This is a genomic window from Phytohabitans rumicis, from assembly GCF_011764445.1.
GTDB lineage: Bacteria > Actinomycetota > Actinomycetes > Mycobacteriales > Micromonosporaceae > Phytohabitans > Phytohabitans rumicis.
Window position 1 is genome coordinate 5,642,175 of record NZ_BLPG01000001.1, and the last position, 15,897, is coordinate 5,658,071.

Annotated in this window: 16 protein-coding genes; 6 read left to right on the forward strand and 10 right to left on the reverse strand. The window is 71.7% G+C overall.

The genetic code is table 11. The features are described from left to right. Window positions 1-33 precede the first annotated feature (33 nt). Both Prum_RS25705 and Prum_RS25710 read right to left on the reverse strand, forming a co-directional pair. Complete coding sequence (locus Prum_RS25705) at window positions 34-411, reverse strand: VOC family protein (RefSeq protein ID WP_173078824.1); 378 nt, start codon at window positions 409-411, stop codon at window positions 34-36. A gap of 213 nt (window positions 412-624) precedes the next feature. Continuing rightward, window positions 625-2,040: a High-affinity nickel-transporter gene (locus Prum_RS25710; protein WP_173078825.1), complete on the reverse strand. Its 1,416-nt coding sequence runs from the start codon at window positions 2,038-2,040 to the stop codon at window positions 625-627. Window positions 2,041-2,528: 488 nt separating this feature from the next. On the opposite strand from Prum_RS25710, the gene Prum_RS25715 reads away from it, so the two are divergent. Beyond that, on the forward strand, window positions 2,529-2,801 hold the full coding sequence (locus Prum_RS25715) for a hypothetical protein (RefSeq protein WP_173078826.1): 273 nt from the start codon (window positions 2,529-2,531) through the stop codon (window positions 2,799-2,801). Window positions 2,802-3,469: 668 nt separating this feature from the next. Here the strand turns inward: Prum_RS25715 and Prum_RS25720 are convergent. The 3 genes from Prum_RS25720 to Prum_RS25730 form a co-directional block, all read right to left on the reverse strand. Continuing rightward, on the reverse strand, window positions 3,470-5,047 hold the full coding sequence (locus Prum_RS25720) for a DUF4331 domain-containing protein (protein WP_173078827.1): 1,578 nt from the start codon (window positions 5,045-5,047) through the stop codon (window positions 3,470-3,472). A gap of 175 nt (window positions 5,048-5,222) precedes the next feature. Further along, window positions 5,223-5,813: a hypothetical protein gene (locus Prum_RS25725; RefSeq protein ID WP_173078828.1), complete on the reverse strand. Its 591-nt coding sequence runs from the start codon at window positions 5,811-5,813 to the stop codon at window positions 5,223-5,225. 12 nt (window positions 5,814-5,825) lie between these two features. Beyond that, window positions 5,826-6,347 carry a hypothetical protein gene (locus Prum_RS25730; RefSeq protein ID WP_246278090.1) on the reverse strand — a complete coding sequence of 174 codons (522 nt, stop codon included), beginning with the start codon at window positions 6,345-6,347 and terminating at the stop codon, window positions 5,826-5,828. 189 nt (window positions 6,348-6,536) lie between these two features. Here Prum_RS25730 and Prum_RS25735 point away from each other — a divergent pair, with 189 nt between their 5' ends. The 4 genes from Prum_RS25735 to Prum_RS25750 are packed head-to-tail and all read left to right on the forward strand — an operon-like array spanning window position 6,537 to window position 10,323. Then, window positions 6,537-8,942 carry a sensor histidine kinase gene (locus Prum_RS25735; RefSeq protein ID WP_173078830.1) on the forward strand — a complete coding sequence of 802 codons (2,406 nt, stop codon included), beginning with the start codon at window positions 6,537-6,539 and terminating at the stop codon, window positions 8,940-8,942. Continuing rightward, window positions 8,942-9,364, forward strand: a complete 423-nt coding sequence (locus Prum_RS25740; RefSeq protein ID WP_173078831.1) for a roadblock/LC7 domain-containing protein — start codon at window positions 8,942-8,944, stop codon at window positions 9,362-9,364. The genes Prum_RS25735 and Prum_RS25740 overlap by 1 nt, the downstream gene beginning before the upstream one ends. Further along, window positions 9,354-9,746, forward strand: coding sequence for a DUF742 domain-containing protein (locus tag Prum_RS25745; RefSeq protein ID WP_173078832.1), 393 nt, complete (start codon window positions 9,354-9,356; stop codon window positions 9,744-9,746). The genes Prum_RS25740 and Prum_RS25745 overlap by 11 nt, the downstream gene beginning before the upstream one ends. Next, complete coding sequence (locus Prum_RS25750; RefSeq protein ID WP_173078833.1) at window positions 9,727-10,323, forward strand: GTP-binding protein; 597 nt, start codon at window positions 9,727-9,729, stop codon at window positions 10,321-10,323. Before Prum_RS25745 ends, Prum_RS25750 begins: the two co-directional genes overlap by 20 nt. Here the strand turns inward: Prum_RS25750 and Prum_RS25755 are convergent. After that, window positions 10,320-10,988, reverse strand: a complete 669-nt coding sequence (locus tag Prum_RS25755) for a hypothetical protein (protein WP_173078834.1) — start codon at window positions 10,986-10,988, stop codon at window positions 10,320-10,322. The two genes, Prum_RS25750 and Prum_RS25755, sit on opposite strands and share 4 nt — an antisense overlap. A gap of 176 nt (window positions 10,989-11,164) precedes the next feature. On the opposite strand from Prum_RS25755, the gene Prum_RS25760 reads away from it, so the two are divergent. Continuing rightward, the gene (locus Prum_RS25760; RefSeq protein ID WP_173078835.1) at window positions 11,165-12,382 is read left to right on the forward strand and encodes a hypothetical protein; all 1,218 of its coding nucleotides are present in this window, start codon (window positions 11,165-11,167) and stop codon (window positions 12,380-12,382) included. A 73-nt stretch (window positions 12,383-12,455) separates the two neighbouring features. Here Prum_RS25760 and Prum_RS25765 read toward each other — a convergent pair whose 3' ends face one another. From Prum_RS25765 to Prum_RS25780, 4 genes are all read right to left on the reverse strand, one after another. Then, window positions 12,456-13,007: a LutC/YkgG family protein gene (locus Prum_RS25765; protein WP_218577340.1), complete on the reverse strand. Its 552-nt coding sequence runs from the start codon at window positions 13,005-13,007 to the stop codon at window positions 12,456-12,458. Window positions 13,008-13,128: 121 nt separating this feature from the next. Further along, window positions 13,129-14,544 (reverse strand): LutB/LldF family L-lactate oxidation iron-sulfur protein, encoded by a 1,416-nt coding sequence (locus Prum_RS25770; RefSeq protein WP_173078836.1) that lies wholly within the window; start codon window positions 14,542-14,544, stop codon window positions 13,129-13,131. Then, a complete protein-coding gene (locus tag Prum_RS25775) occupies window positions 14,541-15,236 on the reverse strand; it encodes a (Fe-S)-binding protein (protein ID WP_173078837.1) in 696 nt (231 codons plus the stop codon). The genes Prum_RS25770 and Prum_RS25775 overlap by 4 nt, the downstream gene beginning before the upstream one ends. Then, entirely contained in the window at window positions 15,233-15,883 is a 651-nt protein-coding gene (locus Prum_RS25780) for a GntR family transcriptional regulator (RefSeq protein WP_246278091.1), read from the reverse strand. Before Prum_RS25780 ends, Prum_RS25775 begins: the two co-directional genes overlap by 4 nt. Window positions 15,884-15,897: the final 14 nt, after the last annotated feature.

Genomic DNA, 15,897 nt, shown 5'->3' on the forward strand with positions numbered 1-15,897 from the left:
AAGTTACCACCGGGTAGACATTGAGGGAATGCCCTACGCGTTTTCCCAGAGACCCACGACGTTGCCCTCGGGGTCGGCGAAGTACCCGACGAACCCCATGTCGCCGACCGCCTGCCGGCCGGCGACGACGCGGCCGCCGTACTTCTCCACCGCCGCCAGCGCCTCGTCCACGCTGTCCACGCCGATGGTCAGGGTGGGCGAAGTGACCGAGCCCTGCCGCGGGGTGAGCCCGCCGTTGATGCCGCCCGGCTCGGTGGGCATGCCCTGCTCGTCGGTCGGGGTGGTGACGGCCATCGCGTACGACATTTCCGGCATCGGGGTGATCTGCCAGCCGAACGCGTCGTGGTAGAAGGACTGGGCCCGCTCCATGTCATCGGCGGGCAGCTCGAAGTGCACGACTTTTCCGCTCATGATGTGACCTCCTATCAGGGGCCATGCTATGCCGGTTGGAGCATTACGCCTGCATAAACCCACTAATGGGGAGAGCCCGGTCGACGATCCGAAGGTCCCCGATCCAGCCGTAGAAGCCCTGCTCGACGATCCGGTCGTGGTGGTACGCACCGACGTACCAGGGCTCGTTCGAGGAGGCGAGGCCGACCGCTGGCGTGGCGAGCGGTGGAGGGGTTAGAGGACGCCGGCCGCGGCGCGGACCGCTACGCCGGCGCCTACCAGCATCACCAGGGTGGCGGTGCTGGCGGGGGCGAACCTCTTCAGGCGCGCCGCGAACCTGGGGAGGGTGGGGATGCGGCCCAGGCGGCGTTGGGCGGCTACCAGGGCCAGGCCGACCGCGGTGAGGGTGGCGGCCATGCCGACGCCGTACGCGATGACCAGGACGACACCGAACGCTGTACGGCCCAGGCCGATCGCGGCCAGCAGCACCACGATCGCGGAAGGGCTGGGCACGAGCCCGCCGGCGATCCCGATGCCGGCGAGCCCGAGCCGCCCCTGGCCGTGGTGATGGTGGTGGTGATGGCCAGGTCCGTGGTGGTGGTGCCCATGCCCGTGGTCATGGTCGTGCGAGTGGGAGTGGGAGTGGTCGTGACCATCCGCGTGCGCCTTTGCGTGCCGGCGGCGCTGGATGATCATGCTGGCGCCGACCGCGATGACCACGGCGCCGCTGACGATGCCGAGGTAGCCGAGGATCCGGTCGCCGGCCAGCGTGCTGGAGGTGGCGAGCAGCAGGCCCACCACCAGCACGCCCCCGGTGTGGGTGAGCGTCACGGTCGCGCCCACCGCCACCGCGTCCCGGATCCGCCGCCGCTGGGCCGCCGCGTACGCCGCCAGCACCGTCTTGCCGTGTCCGGGCAGCGCGGCGTGGCCGGCGCCGAGCACCAGGGCGAGCAGCACGGCGAGCAGCCCCACGGTCGGGGTCAGCCGCGGGCCGCCGGCGAGGTCCTGGAAGCGCTTCTCCACGGACGCGGTGACGGAGGCGAGGAAACCGTCGTTCGCCCGCTGCAGCGAAGCGCCGGCCGTGCCCGTGCCGGGCGCCACGCGCAGGGTCGCCGTCCGCACGTCCGGCGCCGAGGACAGCGGATCCGCCGGGTACGTCCGCAGTTCGTCGCTGATGCTCGTCGCCGGCAGGGACGAGTCGACGTGTACGCCGTCGCCCTTGGCGGTCATCTCGCGCCACCCGACCCGGTCGGCGGCGTAGCCGTTGTCCACGGCGACCGTCGCGGTGTCCAGTGAAACCGAGGCGGTCAGGCCACACGTGAGCCGGCTGGTCTGCAGGCCGCCGCTGCCGTCCACATAGGCGAAGTCGCTTCGCCCGACCGTCCACGGTAGACGCTTGCCGTCCACGGTGAGCGCGATGGCGTCGGCGAGCGCGGTGCAGGTCGGCGGCGCCTCGGACTTCTGCTGCAGGGTGGGGATCTCGGCGAAGTCGACCACGGCGGTCGCCTCGACGCCGTCCGGGCGCAGGGTCAGCCCGACGTACTGGTTGACCGAGAAGTTGCCCAGCGGGTGGGCGCTCGCCGGGTTGGCCGGCATCAGCACGAACGCGATCGGTACGGCGGCGAGGGCGAGCAACCAGCGGCGCTTCATCGGGTGACCTCCGGTCCGGCGAGCAGCTTTCGCGCCAGCGGCGCGTCGATGGGGAGAAGTACGGGTTGACGCGGACCGCCTCGGCCACGTGACCCCGGCCGGCGCCGGTCTGGCCGAGCGCCAGCTCGATCACGCCCAGGTGGTAGGCGTACGTGGCGGAGCGGGCGCCGCTGGCGACGGCCCGGCGGGCGTACGGCAGCGCCTCGGCGTCCCGCCCGGCGTGGTGCAGTGCCCAGGCGAGGTTGTCAGCGACATCGGCGTGCGTACGGCGGGACCACTCGGCGCGCGCCTCCTTCAGCGCGGTGGCCGGGTCGCCAGCCGCGAGGGCGAGCGCGGTGCCGGTCAGGCCGTCCACCCCGCCCGCGCCGGTGAAGAGGCGGTGCGCGGTGCTGGCCAGGTCGAGTTGGGCCTGCGCCTGAGTGGTACGCCCGGCCGCGCGCAGGAACTCGGCGTACTCCAGGACGTAGGAAGGGGTGGGCGCGCGGCGGGTGAGGTCGGCGTACCCGGCCAGCGCCGCGTCGATCCGGCCGTTGGCCCAGTCCACGCGGGCCCGGCCGCGCTGCAGCGCGATCGAGCCGGGGTCGGCGGCGAGGCCGAGCTCGTACTCGCGGGCGGCGCCGGCCAGGTCGCCGGCGTACCAGGCGAGGTCGCCGAGCTGGACCCGGCAGAAGCCGATGTCGGCCGTGCTGACCGCGGCGGCGAGTGCCTGGTTCATCAGGTCGGTCGCCGCGCTCACCATGCCGCGCTGCTCCAGGTCGTAGGAGCCCCGGGCGTACGCGGACAGGCCCGGCCGCAGGTCGAGCAGGCGCTGCACGGCCGCGGTCGCCGCCTTGACGTTCCCGAGTTGGGTTTCGGCGTCGGCGAGCACGGCGTACGCGTCCGCGTCGTACCCGTTGATTTTGGTGGCCGCCAGCGCGAGCTTGCGGGCGGCGGCGAAGTCGTGGCGGGCGTTCGCGAGGGCGCCCTGCGCGACGAGCGCGTCGCCGTTGTCCTTGGGCTTGACGGCGAGCGAGCGGCGGGCGGCCTCTTCGGCGCGGGGGTAGTTGGTGGGGTCGGCGGTGACCCGACCGCGCTCGACGTATGCGACGGCGAGGGCCGCCCACGTGCGCCAGTCGCCCGGCACCAACCGGAGCCGCTCCTGCGCGCGGGCGATGGGGTCCGCGGGCTGCGCCATCGCGGCGGGAGCCGGGGTCGGCGCCGACGCCGTCGGGCCGAGCACGGCGGCAACAGCCGTAACGCCGATCGCGGCGGCGATCGCGATCCCGACCACTGCTGCTGTCCGTCGCATTTCAGGTCCTCCTCGGACGAAGCGGGAGAAGGGGCGCGCCGCACCACGGGGGACGGATGCGGCGCGCCCGGAAAGGGGGTCAGTACCGCTGGGTGGGCTGGTCCGCCATGCGGACCCGGCGCCGCCACAGCCAGGCGAGGATCAGCAGGGCCAGCCCTGCGCTCGCCGCGACCCCACAGCCGCCGCCGCGATGGTGGCGGGCATGCCGTCGCCGTCCCGGCTGGCGAACCCGGCAGGGGTCAGCTCGGGGCCCTTCGACGAGTCGTCGGCCGCGGCCGGTGCGACGCCGTCGCCACCGGTGTTGACGCCGACGCCGTTGGGCAGGGCGAGGTAGGGGAACTTGCCGCTGAACGCCTGGTCGTTGGCGTCCACCTTGTCGCCGGCCGCGAGCGCGTCGACGATCTTGCCGGTCTGTGCCGCGCCCTCAAGCGCCTGCACCTCGATGTCGACCACGTCGTCGGTCAGCCGCCGGCCGTTCGGGAAGCCCTGCAGGTCGCCGGCCAGCACCCCGAGCCGGTTGGGCTCGGCGGTGACGGGCACCGTCAGGTTCAGCCGCAGCATCTCGGACGGGACGAACCGCTTCGGGTTGACATCCTTGTTGTTGAGCTGGGAGTTGAGGTCGGCCTTGATTGGACCACCGGCCTTGGTGGTGATGCCGGTCAGGAAGATCTCGACCAGGTCGTTGCGCGGTGCCTTGGGTGCCGGGATGCCGTAGATCTGTTCGATCAGCTGCGGCACCTCGGGGTTGGTGACCCGCTTGACGATGGTCGGGTTCTTGCCGTCCTGGTCCGGACGGGAGGCGTTGAACGCGTCCTTCAGCGCCGCAGGCACGACGACCTCGTTGACCAGCGGGTTGCCCAGCCGGGAGACCTGCACGCGGTCACCCGTCGAGCCGCCACCGGCGAGCCGCACGCGCGGGCGGTCGGTGGTGGTCCAGACGCCGATGTTGGGGTTGCGCTTCGCGTCGCCGTTCAGCGCCACGTCCTTGAACGGCACCTGCAGGACGATCGTGTTGACGTTGTAGCCGGCGAGCGTGTCCTGACCGGTCTCGCTCAGGTCGCCGCCGTACAGCAGGTCGAAGACCCGCAGGTCCAGGAAGAACGGGTCGTCGGCCTGGCCCGCGAAGATCTTCCAGCCGCCGGGCAGCTGGATCGCGGCCTGGTCGCGCAGCTTGGCGTAGTCCGGCATCGAGGCCGGGCCGACGCGGGACGGCGCCACCGGTCCGTCCGTCACTCGGGTCTTGAACGGCTTGCCGTTGAACGAGGACTCCAGCGTGTACGTCTGGCGCACCAGCAGGTTCTCGTCGTTGAGCGAGGTCACCGGGCCGTTGTTGTAGAGGAACGTCTTGGTGCCGCGCTTGTCGGTCGTCTTGAACTTCCACCGGAAGACCGCGTCCGCCTTGGCGTCGCCGTCGCTGTCGACGTTGATGTTGTACGTCGCGTCGGTGGCGAACGGGTAGAAGTTCGGCCCGCCGTTCGGCTCCTCGAACGGGATCCAGTTCGCCACGAAGGTGACGTAGTCCGGCCGGTCGGGGCTGACGAAGGCGTACAGGTCGGTGTTGTCGACGGCCGGGTCGGCCGCGATCAGGGGAGCCTCGCGGTGGCTGGAGGCTACGGCGCCGCTCGGGCCGAGGCCGTACAGCCCCGCGCCGCCGAGCACGGCCATCGCCGCGAGTGCGGCGGCGCCGCGGCGCGTGGAGAGTCGGGTACGTATGGACATCGGGGTTCCTTCCGCCCTTGCTGAGGTGTCTGCAAGGCGTTCGCACCCCAGCAGCCCTCGGACGGCCCCCTGTCAGATACCTATCAATGACCCATCCACCCCGCCCGCAGCTCCGAACCCCCATGATCAGGGCGTCCCTCAAGTCGCTCCAGCAACGTGAGGGACGCCCTGATCACTAGAGGCCCAGGAGGCGGTCCAGGAAGTCGCGGTAGCTGCGGATGGCCACGCGCAGGTGCTCGGTCTCTTCGCCTTCCCACTTGCCCAGGGCGTCCTTCTCCCTGACCAGGGACTCGGTCAGGGAGGTGACGGCCTCGTCCACCAGGGTGCGGGCGTCGGCCGCGGCGGCCGGTGGGTCGTCGATGAACCGCAGCTGCACGTCGCGCCAGCGATCCCGCAGGGCCTGCGCGGTGTCCTCGCCCCACAGCCCGGTCACCGGCTCGGCCGGCACGTCGCCGGGCAGGACCGCGGACTCCGTGATCGGCTCGTCCGCCATCGGCTCCTCGTCGGCCATGGGCTCGTCTTGCCGCGGCGTCACGGCGGTCAGGTCGTCCGGGTCGGTGCGCTCGTCGGACAGCACCGGGTCCTCGAACGTGCCCTCGTCTTCGAGCGCTTCCTCGGGTACCCGGTCGGTGACGTCCTCGACGTCGGCCTCTGTGTCAGGGTCCGGCGCCGCGGGTACGGGCACCGGGGTGGAGGTGACCTTCGCCGGCGTCCCGGCGGACGGCGGATCGGTCGGGGGATACGAGTACGTTTGCTGGTTGCTCATGGCGGTGGCTCCTCACCCGTTGGTACGGCTCGATACCGGTTCGCGCCCGAGCAGGTCAGTGATCAGCGCCCGGTAGTGCACGAGCGCCTCGCGGAGCTGCTCGGTGCTGGCCTCGTCGCGTTCGTTCCGCTCGTGGACCTCGTGGGCCTCGCGGTAGTGGCCCAGGGCCCGGGCATGCTCGACGGACAGGTAGGCGAGCTGCTCCTCGTAGTCTCCCGCGGGGTAGCCGAGCTCGGCGGTCAGACGGCCGACGAACTCGTCCGCGGCGGTCACCGCGGCCACGGGGTCGTCGACGAAGCGGATCTGGATCTCTTCCCACTCCGCGGCGAACCGGTCGCGGGCTTCGGGGGAGAGCGCCTTGTGGTCCAGTCCGGCGTGCCGGCGCTCGCGTTCGCGCAGTTCACGCTCCGCGGCGGCGCGGCCTTCCCGCTGGGCGACGAGGCGGTCGTACTCGGGGCCGAATCGGTGCCGCAGCGACCAGCGGCGCGCCAGCATCCAGGCGGCCGCGGCAGCGGCCAAGATCACAAGTGCCACGATGACGGTGATGACTATCTGCGTAGCTGACATGCCCGTTCTAGTTCCCGCCCAACCATGATCGGCAATCCTCGTCAGGCTAACTGGACTCATTCAAGAAAGTGGGCGCCATCGCGTTCAAACATTTGTTGCGCCGGCATGTATCCTGCCGAAGGCGCCGTACCGTATCTCGACGGGCGAGGTCTTTGTATGAATACAGGCAACTGGTCCATCCGCGCGAAGATTATCGCTCTGGTGACCGTGCCGCTCGCCGCCCTTTTGGCGCTTTGGATCTTCACCACGACACTGACCATCGGGCCAGCGTTGAACCTGCTCGCCACCCGTACGCTGCTCGACGAGGTGGGCAAGCCGGGCGAGTCCATGGTGGCCGAGTTGCAGCGCGAGCGCCGGCTCGCCCTCGTCTATCTGGCCGGTCGTGGCGACCTGCCGGCCCTGACGGAGCAGCGCAACCGCACCGACGCGGCCGTCGACACGTTCCGCCAGCGGGCCGCCAGCGACGACCTGCGCGACACCGCGGGCGGCCGGCTGCGTACCCATCTGGACCAGCTCTTCACCTCGCTCGACCTGCTGCCCACCGGCCGTGGCTTCATCGACCGGCGGGAGATGGACCAGTCCGGCGCGCTGGGCCTCTACAGTGGCGTGATCGACGGCGCGTTCCGGGTCTTCGACATCACGTCCGATCTGGAAGACGACGAGCTCACCCGGGAGGCGCGGGCGGTCACCGCGCTCGGCCGGGCCCGTGAGGTGCTCGGCCAGTCCGACGCGTTGCTGGCCGGTGCGTTCGCCGCCGGAAAGTTTGGTGGCGGCGAGCACGCCCAGCTCGTCCAGATCATCGGCGCGCACCGCTACCTCTACGCCGCCGCGCTGCCGGCACTGCCCGACGCGGAGCGGGTCGGCTACCAGCGGATGGTCGAGGGCGAGGCGTTCACCCAGCTGCGCGCGCTGGAAGACCGGGTCATCGCGCAGGGCCAGGACGGCCAGCCGGTGCCGGTGACCGCGACCGCCTGGCAGAGCGCGTACGAGCCCGCCGTGCGGCAGCTGCGCGACTTCGAGCTGTCCACATCGGACGCCCTGGCCGACCGGGCCACGCCGGTTGCCGTCGGCGTGCTGCTGCGACTCGCACTCGCCGGCCTGCTCGGGCTGGCCGCGATCGCGCTCTCGCTGCTGATCTCGCTGCGGGTCGGCCGGTCGCTGATCCGCCGGCTGACCGGCCTGCGGGAAAACGCCATGGACCTGGCCGATCGGCGGCTGCCCGCGGTCGTTGGCCGGCTGCGCCGCGGCGAGGAGGTCGACGTCGCGGCCGAGTCGCCACCCCTGGAGTACGGCAGCGACGAGATCGGCCAGGTCGGGCGGGCGTTCACCGAGGCGCAGCGCACCGCCGTACAGGCCGCGGTCGACGAGGCGACCCTGCGCCGCGGCTTCAACGACGTCTTCCTCAACATCGCCCGGCGCAGCCAGGCGCTGCTGCACCGCCAGCTCGCCCTGCTGGACAAGATGGAGCGGCGCAGCAACGACCCGGACGAGCTGGAAGACCTCTTCCGCGTCGACCACCTGGCCACCCGGATGCGCAGGCACGCCGAAGACCTCGTGATCCTCGCCGGGGCGGCACCGGGCCGCGGCTGGCGCAACCCGGTGAACGCCATCGACGTGATCCGTGGAGCGGTGTCCGAAGTGGAGGACTACGCCCGCGTGTCGGTGGTGAAGATGGAGCCCGCCGCCATCGCCGGCCGGGCCGTCGGCGACGTGATCCACCTGCTCGCGGAGCTGATCGAGAACGCGACGTCGTTCTCGCCGCCGGAGACGCGGGTGCTGATCACCGGGCTGAGTGTCCCCAATGGATACGCCATCGAGATCGAGGACCGCGGGCTCGGCATGCCCGCGGACGCCATCGGCGAGGCCAACCGGAAGCTGAGCCGCCCGCCCGACTTCGACCCGGCCAACAGCGCCCGCCTCGGCCTCTTCGTCGTCGCCCAGCTCGGCGCCCGGCACGGCATGCGGATCCAGTTGCGCGCCTCGCCGTACGGCGGCGTGACAGCCGTCGTACTCGTGCCGCCGGACCTGATCGCACCCGCGCCGGAGCCGGCCGCGCTGACCGCCGGCCCGGCGGACGGGTCGGGCTCGCCGCGGGTGCGGCGGGCGCGCACGCTGCCGTTGGGGGACAGCGCGCCGCGGCGTTCCCTGGAGGCCGCCCCGCGTCCGGTGCTCGTCCCGGCGCCGGCGGCGTCACCGGCTGAGCCCATCGAGCCGACCGAGGTGCGCCCGGCCGCCGGCTTCCGGAGCCGGAGCGAGCCAGCCAGCTCTGTCCCGGCGCTCGGCGCGGACGGGCTGCCGCGGCGCGTACGGCAGGCGAGCCTGGCGCCGCAGCTCCGGTCCGAGGCGCCCGGTCACACCACAGTGGAGGACATCGATCCGGTGCCGGCTCCACGTACGCCGGATCAGGCCCGTGCGACGATGGCCGCGCTTCAGTCCGGCACCGCGCGGGGCCGGCGGGAGGCCGACAGCGCGCCACCGGCCCGCGGTACGGCCGTACCCCCGCCGGGCAGCGTGGTCAGGCCGGGCACCACAGTGGACGCCGAGCCGAAGGGAGACGCGTAATGGTCTCGACAATCAGGCCGGCCGCGAGACTGAACTGGCTGCTCGACGATCTGATCGACCGGGTGCCGTCGGCGCAACAGGCCGTGGTGCTCTCCGCTGACGGGCTGCTGATGGGTTCGTCGCGCGGGCTGACCCGGGAGGACGCCGAGCACCTGTCCGCCATGGCCGCCGGCTTCCAGAGCCTGGCCAAGGGCGCGAGCCGCCATTTCGGCACCGGACCGGTCCGGCAGACCGTGGTCGAGATGGAGTCGGCGTACCTCTTCGTCACCGCCGCCGGCCAGGGCGCCTGCCTCGCGCTGCTGGCGAATATCGACTCCGACATCGGCCTGATCGCGTACGAGATGGCGATGCTGGTCGCCCGGGTGGGCCAGAACATGAGCTCCCCGACGCGCCAGCCGACGGTGCCGGCCGATGCGGGGTGACACGCCCGGGCAACACCACGACTGGCTGGACGACGACGCCGGGCCGGTGGTACGTCCGTACACGGTGACCGGTGGCCGCGTGCGGCCCGTGACGGGCGGTTTCGACCTGCTCGCGTTCGTGCTCGCGGCGCCCGGCGCCGCCACCTCGCCCGACGCCGCTCACTTCCAGCCGGAGCACCGCTCGATCCTGGCGATGGCCGTCGACCCCATCTCGGTGGCCGAGCTGGCCGCCGGTCTCGACCTGGTGCTTGGCGTCGTCCGGGTGCTGCTCGGCGACCTGTTGGCCGCCGGCCTCATCGCGATGTACGAGCCGTCCTCGGCCGCGCAGTTCCCCGACGACGACGTCCTTCAGGCGGTGGTGAATGGACTCCGGGCACTCTGACCGGCGCGCCGGACGGCGGATACCGCTGGCGCTGAAGATCCTGATCGCGGGCGGCTTCGGCGTCGGCAAGTCCACATTGGTCGGCGCGGTCAGCGAGATCCGGCCGCTGCACACCGAAGAGGTGCTGACCCGCGCCGGCATCGGCACCGACGACATCGTGGGCGTCGAGTCCAAGCGCACCACCACCGTGGCGATGGACTTCGGCCGGATCACCATCAACGACGACCTCCAGGTCTACCTGTTCGGTACGCCGGGACAGGACCGGTTCTGGTTCCTGTGGGACGAGTTGGCGTTCGGCGCGCTCGGCGCGGTCGTGCTGGCCGACACCCGCCGCCTGGCCGACTGCTTTCCCTCCATCGACTACTTCGAGAGCCGCGGCATCCCGTTCGTGGTGGGCGTCAACTGCTTCGACGGCGCCAAGCGGTACGACCCGGCGTCGGTGCGCAAGGCGCTCGACCTGGACGTCGCCGTGCCCGTCGTGATGTGCGACGTGCGCAACCGCCAGTCCGGCAAGCTCGTGCTGATCGCGCTGGTGGAGCACGTGGCCGAGCACCACGGCCACCCGGTGCCCGCCTAACGCACCCCTCGCCGGCGGTACGCCAGCTCGCCGGCGCACGTGACGCCGAGGACCAGCGCGGTGATCGCCACCGGTGCGTGTGCCGGGGCGTCGGCGTGCGCCGTGGCGATCAGCAGACCGGTCAGGCCGAGGCTCCCACTGTGGACACGCGGCGTCAGCGGGCTCGCCACGCGTCGCATCACGACGGCGGCCACCAGCGCGAACACCAGGCACAGCGCGTACGCCCCGCCGTGGGCCAGCAGCGGCAGTTCGGCGTAGTACGCGGTCAGCACGGTCCGGGTCAGGCCGGCGGAGGCGATGAAGAAGATTATCGAGTGCCAGCTCGGCCGGCGGGTGCCGCGCAGCCGATGGCGTATCTCGCCGGCGCACACGGCCAGCAGGAGCAGGCCCGCGGCGGGCAGCGGCGCCAGCGGGTGGGTCTCGCTGTGCAGCGTCGCGAACGTCAACCCGGCCATGCCCAGGCTCGCGCTGCACACCCGCGAGGTGAGCACGCTCCGGGCGCGTTCGACGAGCCGGGCGGCGAGGATCGCGAGGGCGGCACAGAGGGCGTACACGCTGACGTGGTGGTGCGGCTCCGGCTCGGGGTGGCCCCGACCGAGCACGGCGCGGGCCAGATTGGCGGCGCCAACGTAGAAGATGACTGAGTGCCAACTTGGACGCGGCATGTCTTGGAGTATCTGGAAGGCTGATAGCGGCGGCGCCTATTCGGCCGCACCCGCCGTTGTGGTTTGGCCAAGATCGGAAGAAGTTCTTGTTGGCCCCGGCAAGCTCCGGTTGCTTTGCCACGCCGCTATGGCGGAAATCACCCATAGATACCGTCGGTGGGCCGTAACTTTCCGCTGTGGGAAAGGTGAGAGATCGGGCGCCCGACGAGTGGGACTGCGTCGTCTTGATGGCGGTGGTGGAGGCCGGCACCAGGCAGCGCGCCGTACGGCTGCTCGCCGACCGGTACGACGAGCACATCACCGTGGAGGGCGTGCGGACGATCCTTCTCAAGATCAACCGATGGCTGGGCTGGCCGGCCCTGCGGGAGGGCGTGGGCCCCCGCGGAAAGGCCGAACTCACTGTTCGGGGCCGGCGTTTCCTGCGCTTCTGCGAACGAGTGCGCAGCCTTTATCAGGACGAGCGCGGCCGGCTCGCGGAATCGGACGTGACCCGGCTGGTGTGCCTTCCGCACCACGCCACAATCGTCAAGACGCTTTACGTGGAGACCCTCGCGCAATACCCGCCCGGCGAGGAGAAAATCGGCATCGAAGAACTGCAACAAAGCGATCGCGGCAACGAGTCGTTTTTCGACCAGGCGTTCTGGCCACTGACCACCGGCACGTACCACCTGGCGATCGGGCAGCCGCCGCCCGCCGAGTTCATGCAGGAGTTGCAGTCCGACCTGCTCTACGAGTCGCAACTGGAGGTGCTGGTGCCCGCCGAGCACCCCGGCGACACGATGACGCTCGCCGAGTTCGTGCGGCACCTGTCGCACGTGCCGCCCAAGGACTCCCGGGCCCGACTGCTCCTGGAGGCGCGCATCGCCGAGCACCGCGTCGAGGACCCCGGCGAGGAGCGCCGGGTCGCCAGCGAGACGTACGAGGTCGGCAGCGCCATCGAACGCGTCGCCCTGCTCCACGAGTGCGGCCTGCCCAGCCCACTCGTCGTCGCGCCCTCCGACATCGCGCTCATCTACAAGCCCGGCATGCGCTTCGGCGGCACCGGCGTGGAGCACTCCAAATGGATCCCGCTGCACCACGACGGCGTACGGCTCACCCTCGAAGTCCACGTGACCACGGCCAACCCGCGCCCCAACCACCTGCGCCCCATCGTGGCCCTGCTGCAAAAGATCTGCGCCAACCAGCCCCGCCTCCGCGGCGAACCCTCCGCCCCGCCGCCCGCCCCTCCGCTCGCGCCCTCCGCTCCGCTCGCGCCCTCCGCTCCGCTCGCGCCCTCCGCTCCGCTCGCGCCCTCCGCTCCGATCAAGGCTTTCGCCGTCGATCAAGGGCAAACGGCCGTGGATTGGAGATCAAAGCACGACCGTTTGCCCTTGATCGACGCGCAAAGCCCTTGATCGGCGCGTGGCGGAGGGGGGCGCGGCGGAGGGGCGAGCGGCGGAGCGGCGCGGGGAAAGGCCTGAGCGGGGGTTAGAGGACGACTATGACGTCTAGGCGGCGGGGGCCGTGGACGCCTTCGACGCGGTTCAGCTCGATGTCGCTGGTCGCGGACGGGCCCGAGACCAGCGTGAGCGGCCGCGTCGGATCGGCCAGCCGGCCCAGCGCCTCCGGCACGCCGGCCGCGATCTGTCCGCTGTGGACGACGCACACGTGGTGGTCGGGCACCAACGTGAGCGCGCGCCGGCCCTGATCCGGCCCCGCGTCCAGGATCAGCGTGCCGGTCTGGGCGATCGCCACCGCGCAGCCGGTCAGCACCGCCACCCCCGGCGCGTCCAGCTCGGCCACCGCGAGCGGCCGCGGCTCGCCGTCCCGCAAGATCTTTCCTTGGTACGCCGAGAGCCACGCCTGCGGCGCCCCAGCGGGTACGACCACGGCTGAGTCCCCACTCAGCAACTCGGCGACGGTGGCCCCCAGCTCGTCCGCCGCACACCGCCGCACGTTCGCCTTGTAATCCACCAGCCGATCGACCAGCACCTCCACCAGGTCCCCGTCCCCGCCGCCGGTCCGGTACCCCCTCGGCACCGTGACCTCCCCTGCGGGCCGCGCGCCCCGCACCCGCGCCAGGATCTCCGCCCGCGCCCCACCCCGGTGACCATGAAGTTATCCACGTGAATCACCCTCTTTGACGGGGACAAGTTCATGATCAACCGTGGGCACGGGTCCACCAGTCGCGGAAGGATTCGGGGGCGGGTAAGGGGGCGTCGCGGAACCGGGTCCAGGCTGACAGGGGCCAGGGGAGGTGGCGGATTCGGTCGCCGGCCAGCCAGCGGACGGGGGCGGCGCTGCGGCGGGCCAGGCGGAGGGCGGCGGCGTACCTGCGGCGGTCGCGCATGGTCCAGGAGAGGGCGCGCATCGCGGCGCGCTCGGCGGGCGGGTGCTTGCCGATCTGTCGCAGGTGGACCAGCACCTCGGGGATGTTGATGCGCACCGGGCACGCGTCGAAGCAGGCCCCGCACAGCGTCGAGGCGTACGGCAGGGTGCGGTTGGCGCCTCCCCCGCTCATCTGGGGCGACAGGATCGCGCCGATCGGTCCAGGGTAGACGGACCCGTACGCGTGGCCGCCCACCCGCTCGTACACCGGGCACACGTTGAGGCAGGCCGAGCAGCGGATGCAGCGCAGCGCCTGCCGGCCAACCTCGTCGGCGAGCGTGTCCGTCCGGCCGTTGTCGACCAGTACGATGTGGACGGTCTGCGGGCCGTCGCCGGGCGTCACGCCGGTCCACAGCGACGTGTACGGGTTCATCCGTTCGCCGGTCGACGACCGCGGCAGCAGCTGGAGAAACACCTCCAGGTCGCGGAAGGTCGGCACGATCTTCTCGATGCCCACCACGGAGATGAGCGTCTCCGGGAGCGTGAGGCACATCCGGCCGTTGCCCTCGGACTCGACCACCACCAGGGTGCCGGAGTCGGCGACGGCGAAGTTGGCACCGGAGATGCCCACCTTCGCGGAGAGGAACTTGGCGCGCAGGTGCCGGCGGGCGGCCTCGGCGAGCGCGGGCGGGTCGTCGGTGCGCGCACGGTCGGATAACAGTCCGTTGCGGTCGAAGATGTCGCGGATCTGGGTGCGGTTGTAGTGGATGGCGGGCACCAGGATGTGCGAGGGGGTGTCGCCGGCGAGCTGCACGATCAGCTCGGCCAGGTCGGTCTCCACGGCCTCGATGCCGGCCGCCTCCAGCGCCTCGTTGAGCCCGATCTCCTGGGTGGCCATCGACTTGACCTTGACCACCTCGGTGGCGCCCGAACGCCGTACCAGGTCGGTGACGACCGTGCACGCCTCGGCGGCGTCGCGGGCCCAGTGCACGGTCGCGCCGGCCGCGGTGGCCGCCGCCTCGAACCGCTCCAGCAGCTCCGGCAGCCGGGCCAGCACGTCGTCCTTGATGGCCGCGCCGGCCACCCGCAGCTCCTCCCAGTCGGGCACCTCGCCGACCACCCGCAGGCGCTTGTCGCGGATGGTGTGGGTGGCGCGCCGGAGGTTGGCCCGCAGCTGCGTGTCGGCCAGTTCCTTGCGGGCCGCCACCGGGAAGGGCAGCCGCGCGACGATGTTTCCGGTCCCGGTCATGAGGCGAGGATCTCCGCGTAGTGGATGGGCTTGGCCTTCACGCGAGTTCGGGACAGGCCGCCGCCGATGTGGGCCAGGCAGGAGTTGTCGACCGCGGCGACGTACTCGGCTCCGGTGTCCACGATGGACGCGCACTTGTCGGCGAGCATCGCCCCCGAGACGCCCGCGTTCTTCATCGCGAACGTCCCGCCGAAGCCGCAGCACTCCTCCGCGCCGGGCAGGTCGACCAGTTCCAGGCCGCGCACCGCGCGCAGGAGCCGGTAGGGCCGGTCGCCGAGGCGCAGCATCCGCAGCCCGTGGCAGGTCGGGTGGTAGGTGACCCGGTGCGGAAACGCGGCGCCCACGTCGGTCACCCCGAGCACGTCGACGAGCAGTTCGGACAGCTCGTAGGTGCGGGCGGCCACCGCGTCGGCGCCGGAGACGAGCTTGGGGTACCAGTCGCGGATCATCGCGACGCAGGAGCCCGACGGGCCGACGATCGCGTCGTACCCGTCGAAGGTCTTGACGTAGTTGGCGACCAGCGGCAGGGCCTCGTCCCGGTAGCCGCTGTTGGCGTGCATCTGCCCGCAGCAGCCCTGCTCGGCGGGGAACTCCACGGTGTGGCCGAGGCGTTCCAGCACCCGGACGACGGCCCGGCCGGTGCCGGGAAACACCAGGTCGTTCACGCAGGTGACGAACAGGGCGATCCTCACGACGGCTGCCCTTCCAGGTGAACCAGGTGGCGCTCGCGGGCGGCGCTGATGTGGGCGCGCATCGCGGCCTCCGCGCGGTCCGGGTCGCCGGCGGCGATCGCGTCGACGACGCGGTGGTGCTCCTGGGCGCTGATCCCGTAGTGGGTCGCGGGGAAGTTCAGCCGGAACAGGTGCAGGTGCGAGCGCAGCCGGACCACCGCCTCGTGGAGCATGCGGTTGCCGGACAGCTCGGCCAGCAGATGGTGGAAGCGCGCGTCCTGCGCGGTGAAGGCAGCGATCCTCGGCTGCTGGTCCGGCAGATCCGCCTCGGCGCGGAGCCGGTCCACATCGGCGCCGGCGGTGGCGACCCGGCGGGCGGCGGCCGGTTCGAGGATGAGGCGCATCTCGACGAGCTCTTCGAACTCGGCAAGGGTGAGCAGGGGAGCGGCGGTGTAGCCGGCCAGCGGGCGCTTGCGGACCAGCCCGTCGGCCTCCAGCCGGGCCAGTGCCTCCCGCACCGGGGTCGGCGAGACCTCCATCTGGCGGGCCAGGGCATCGATGTTGATCCGTTCGCCGGGCGCCACGGCATGGTCCATGATCAGGCCCTGTACCGAGACGTACACGTCCTCGGTGAGGGTCAGCCGGCGCGCCGGACGGATCGTCGTCACGATCATGGATCCTA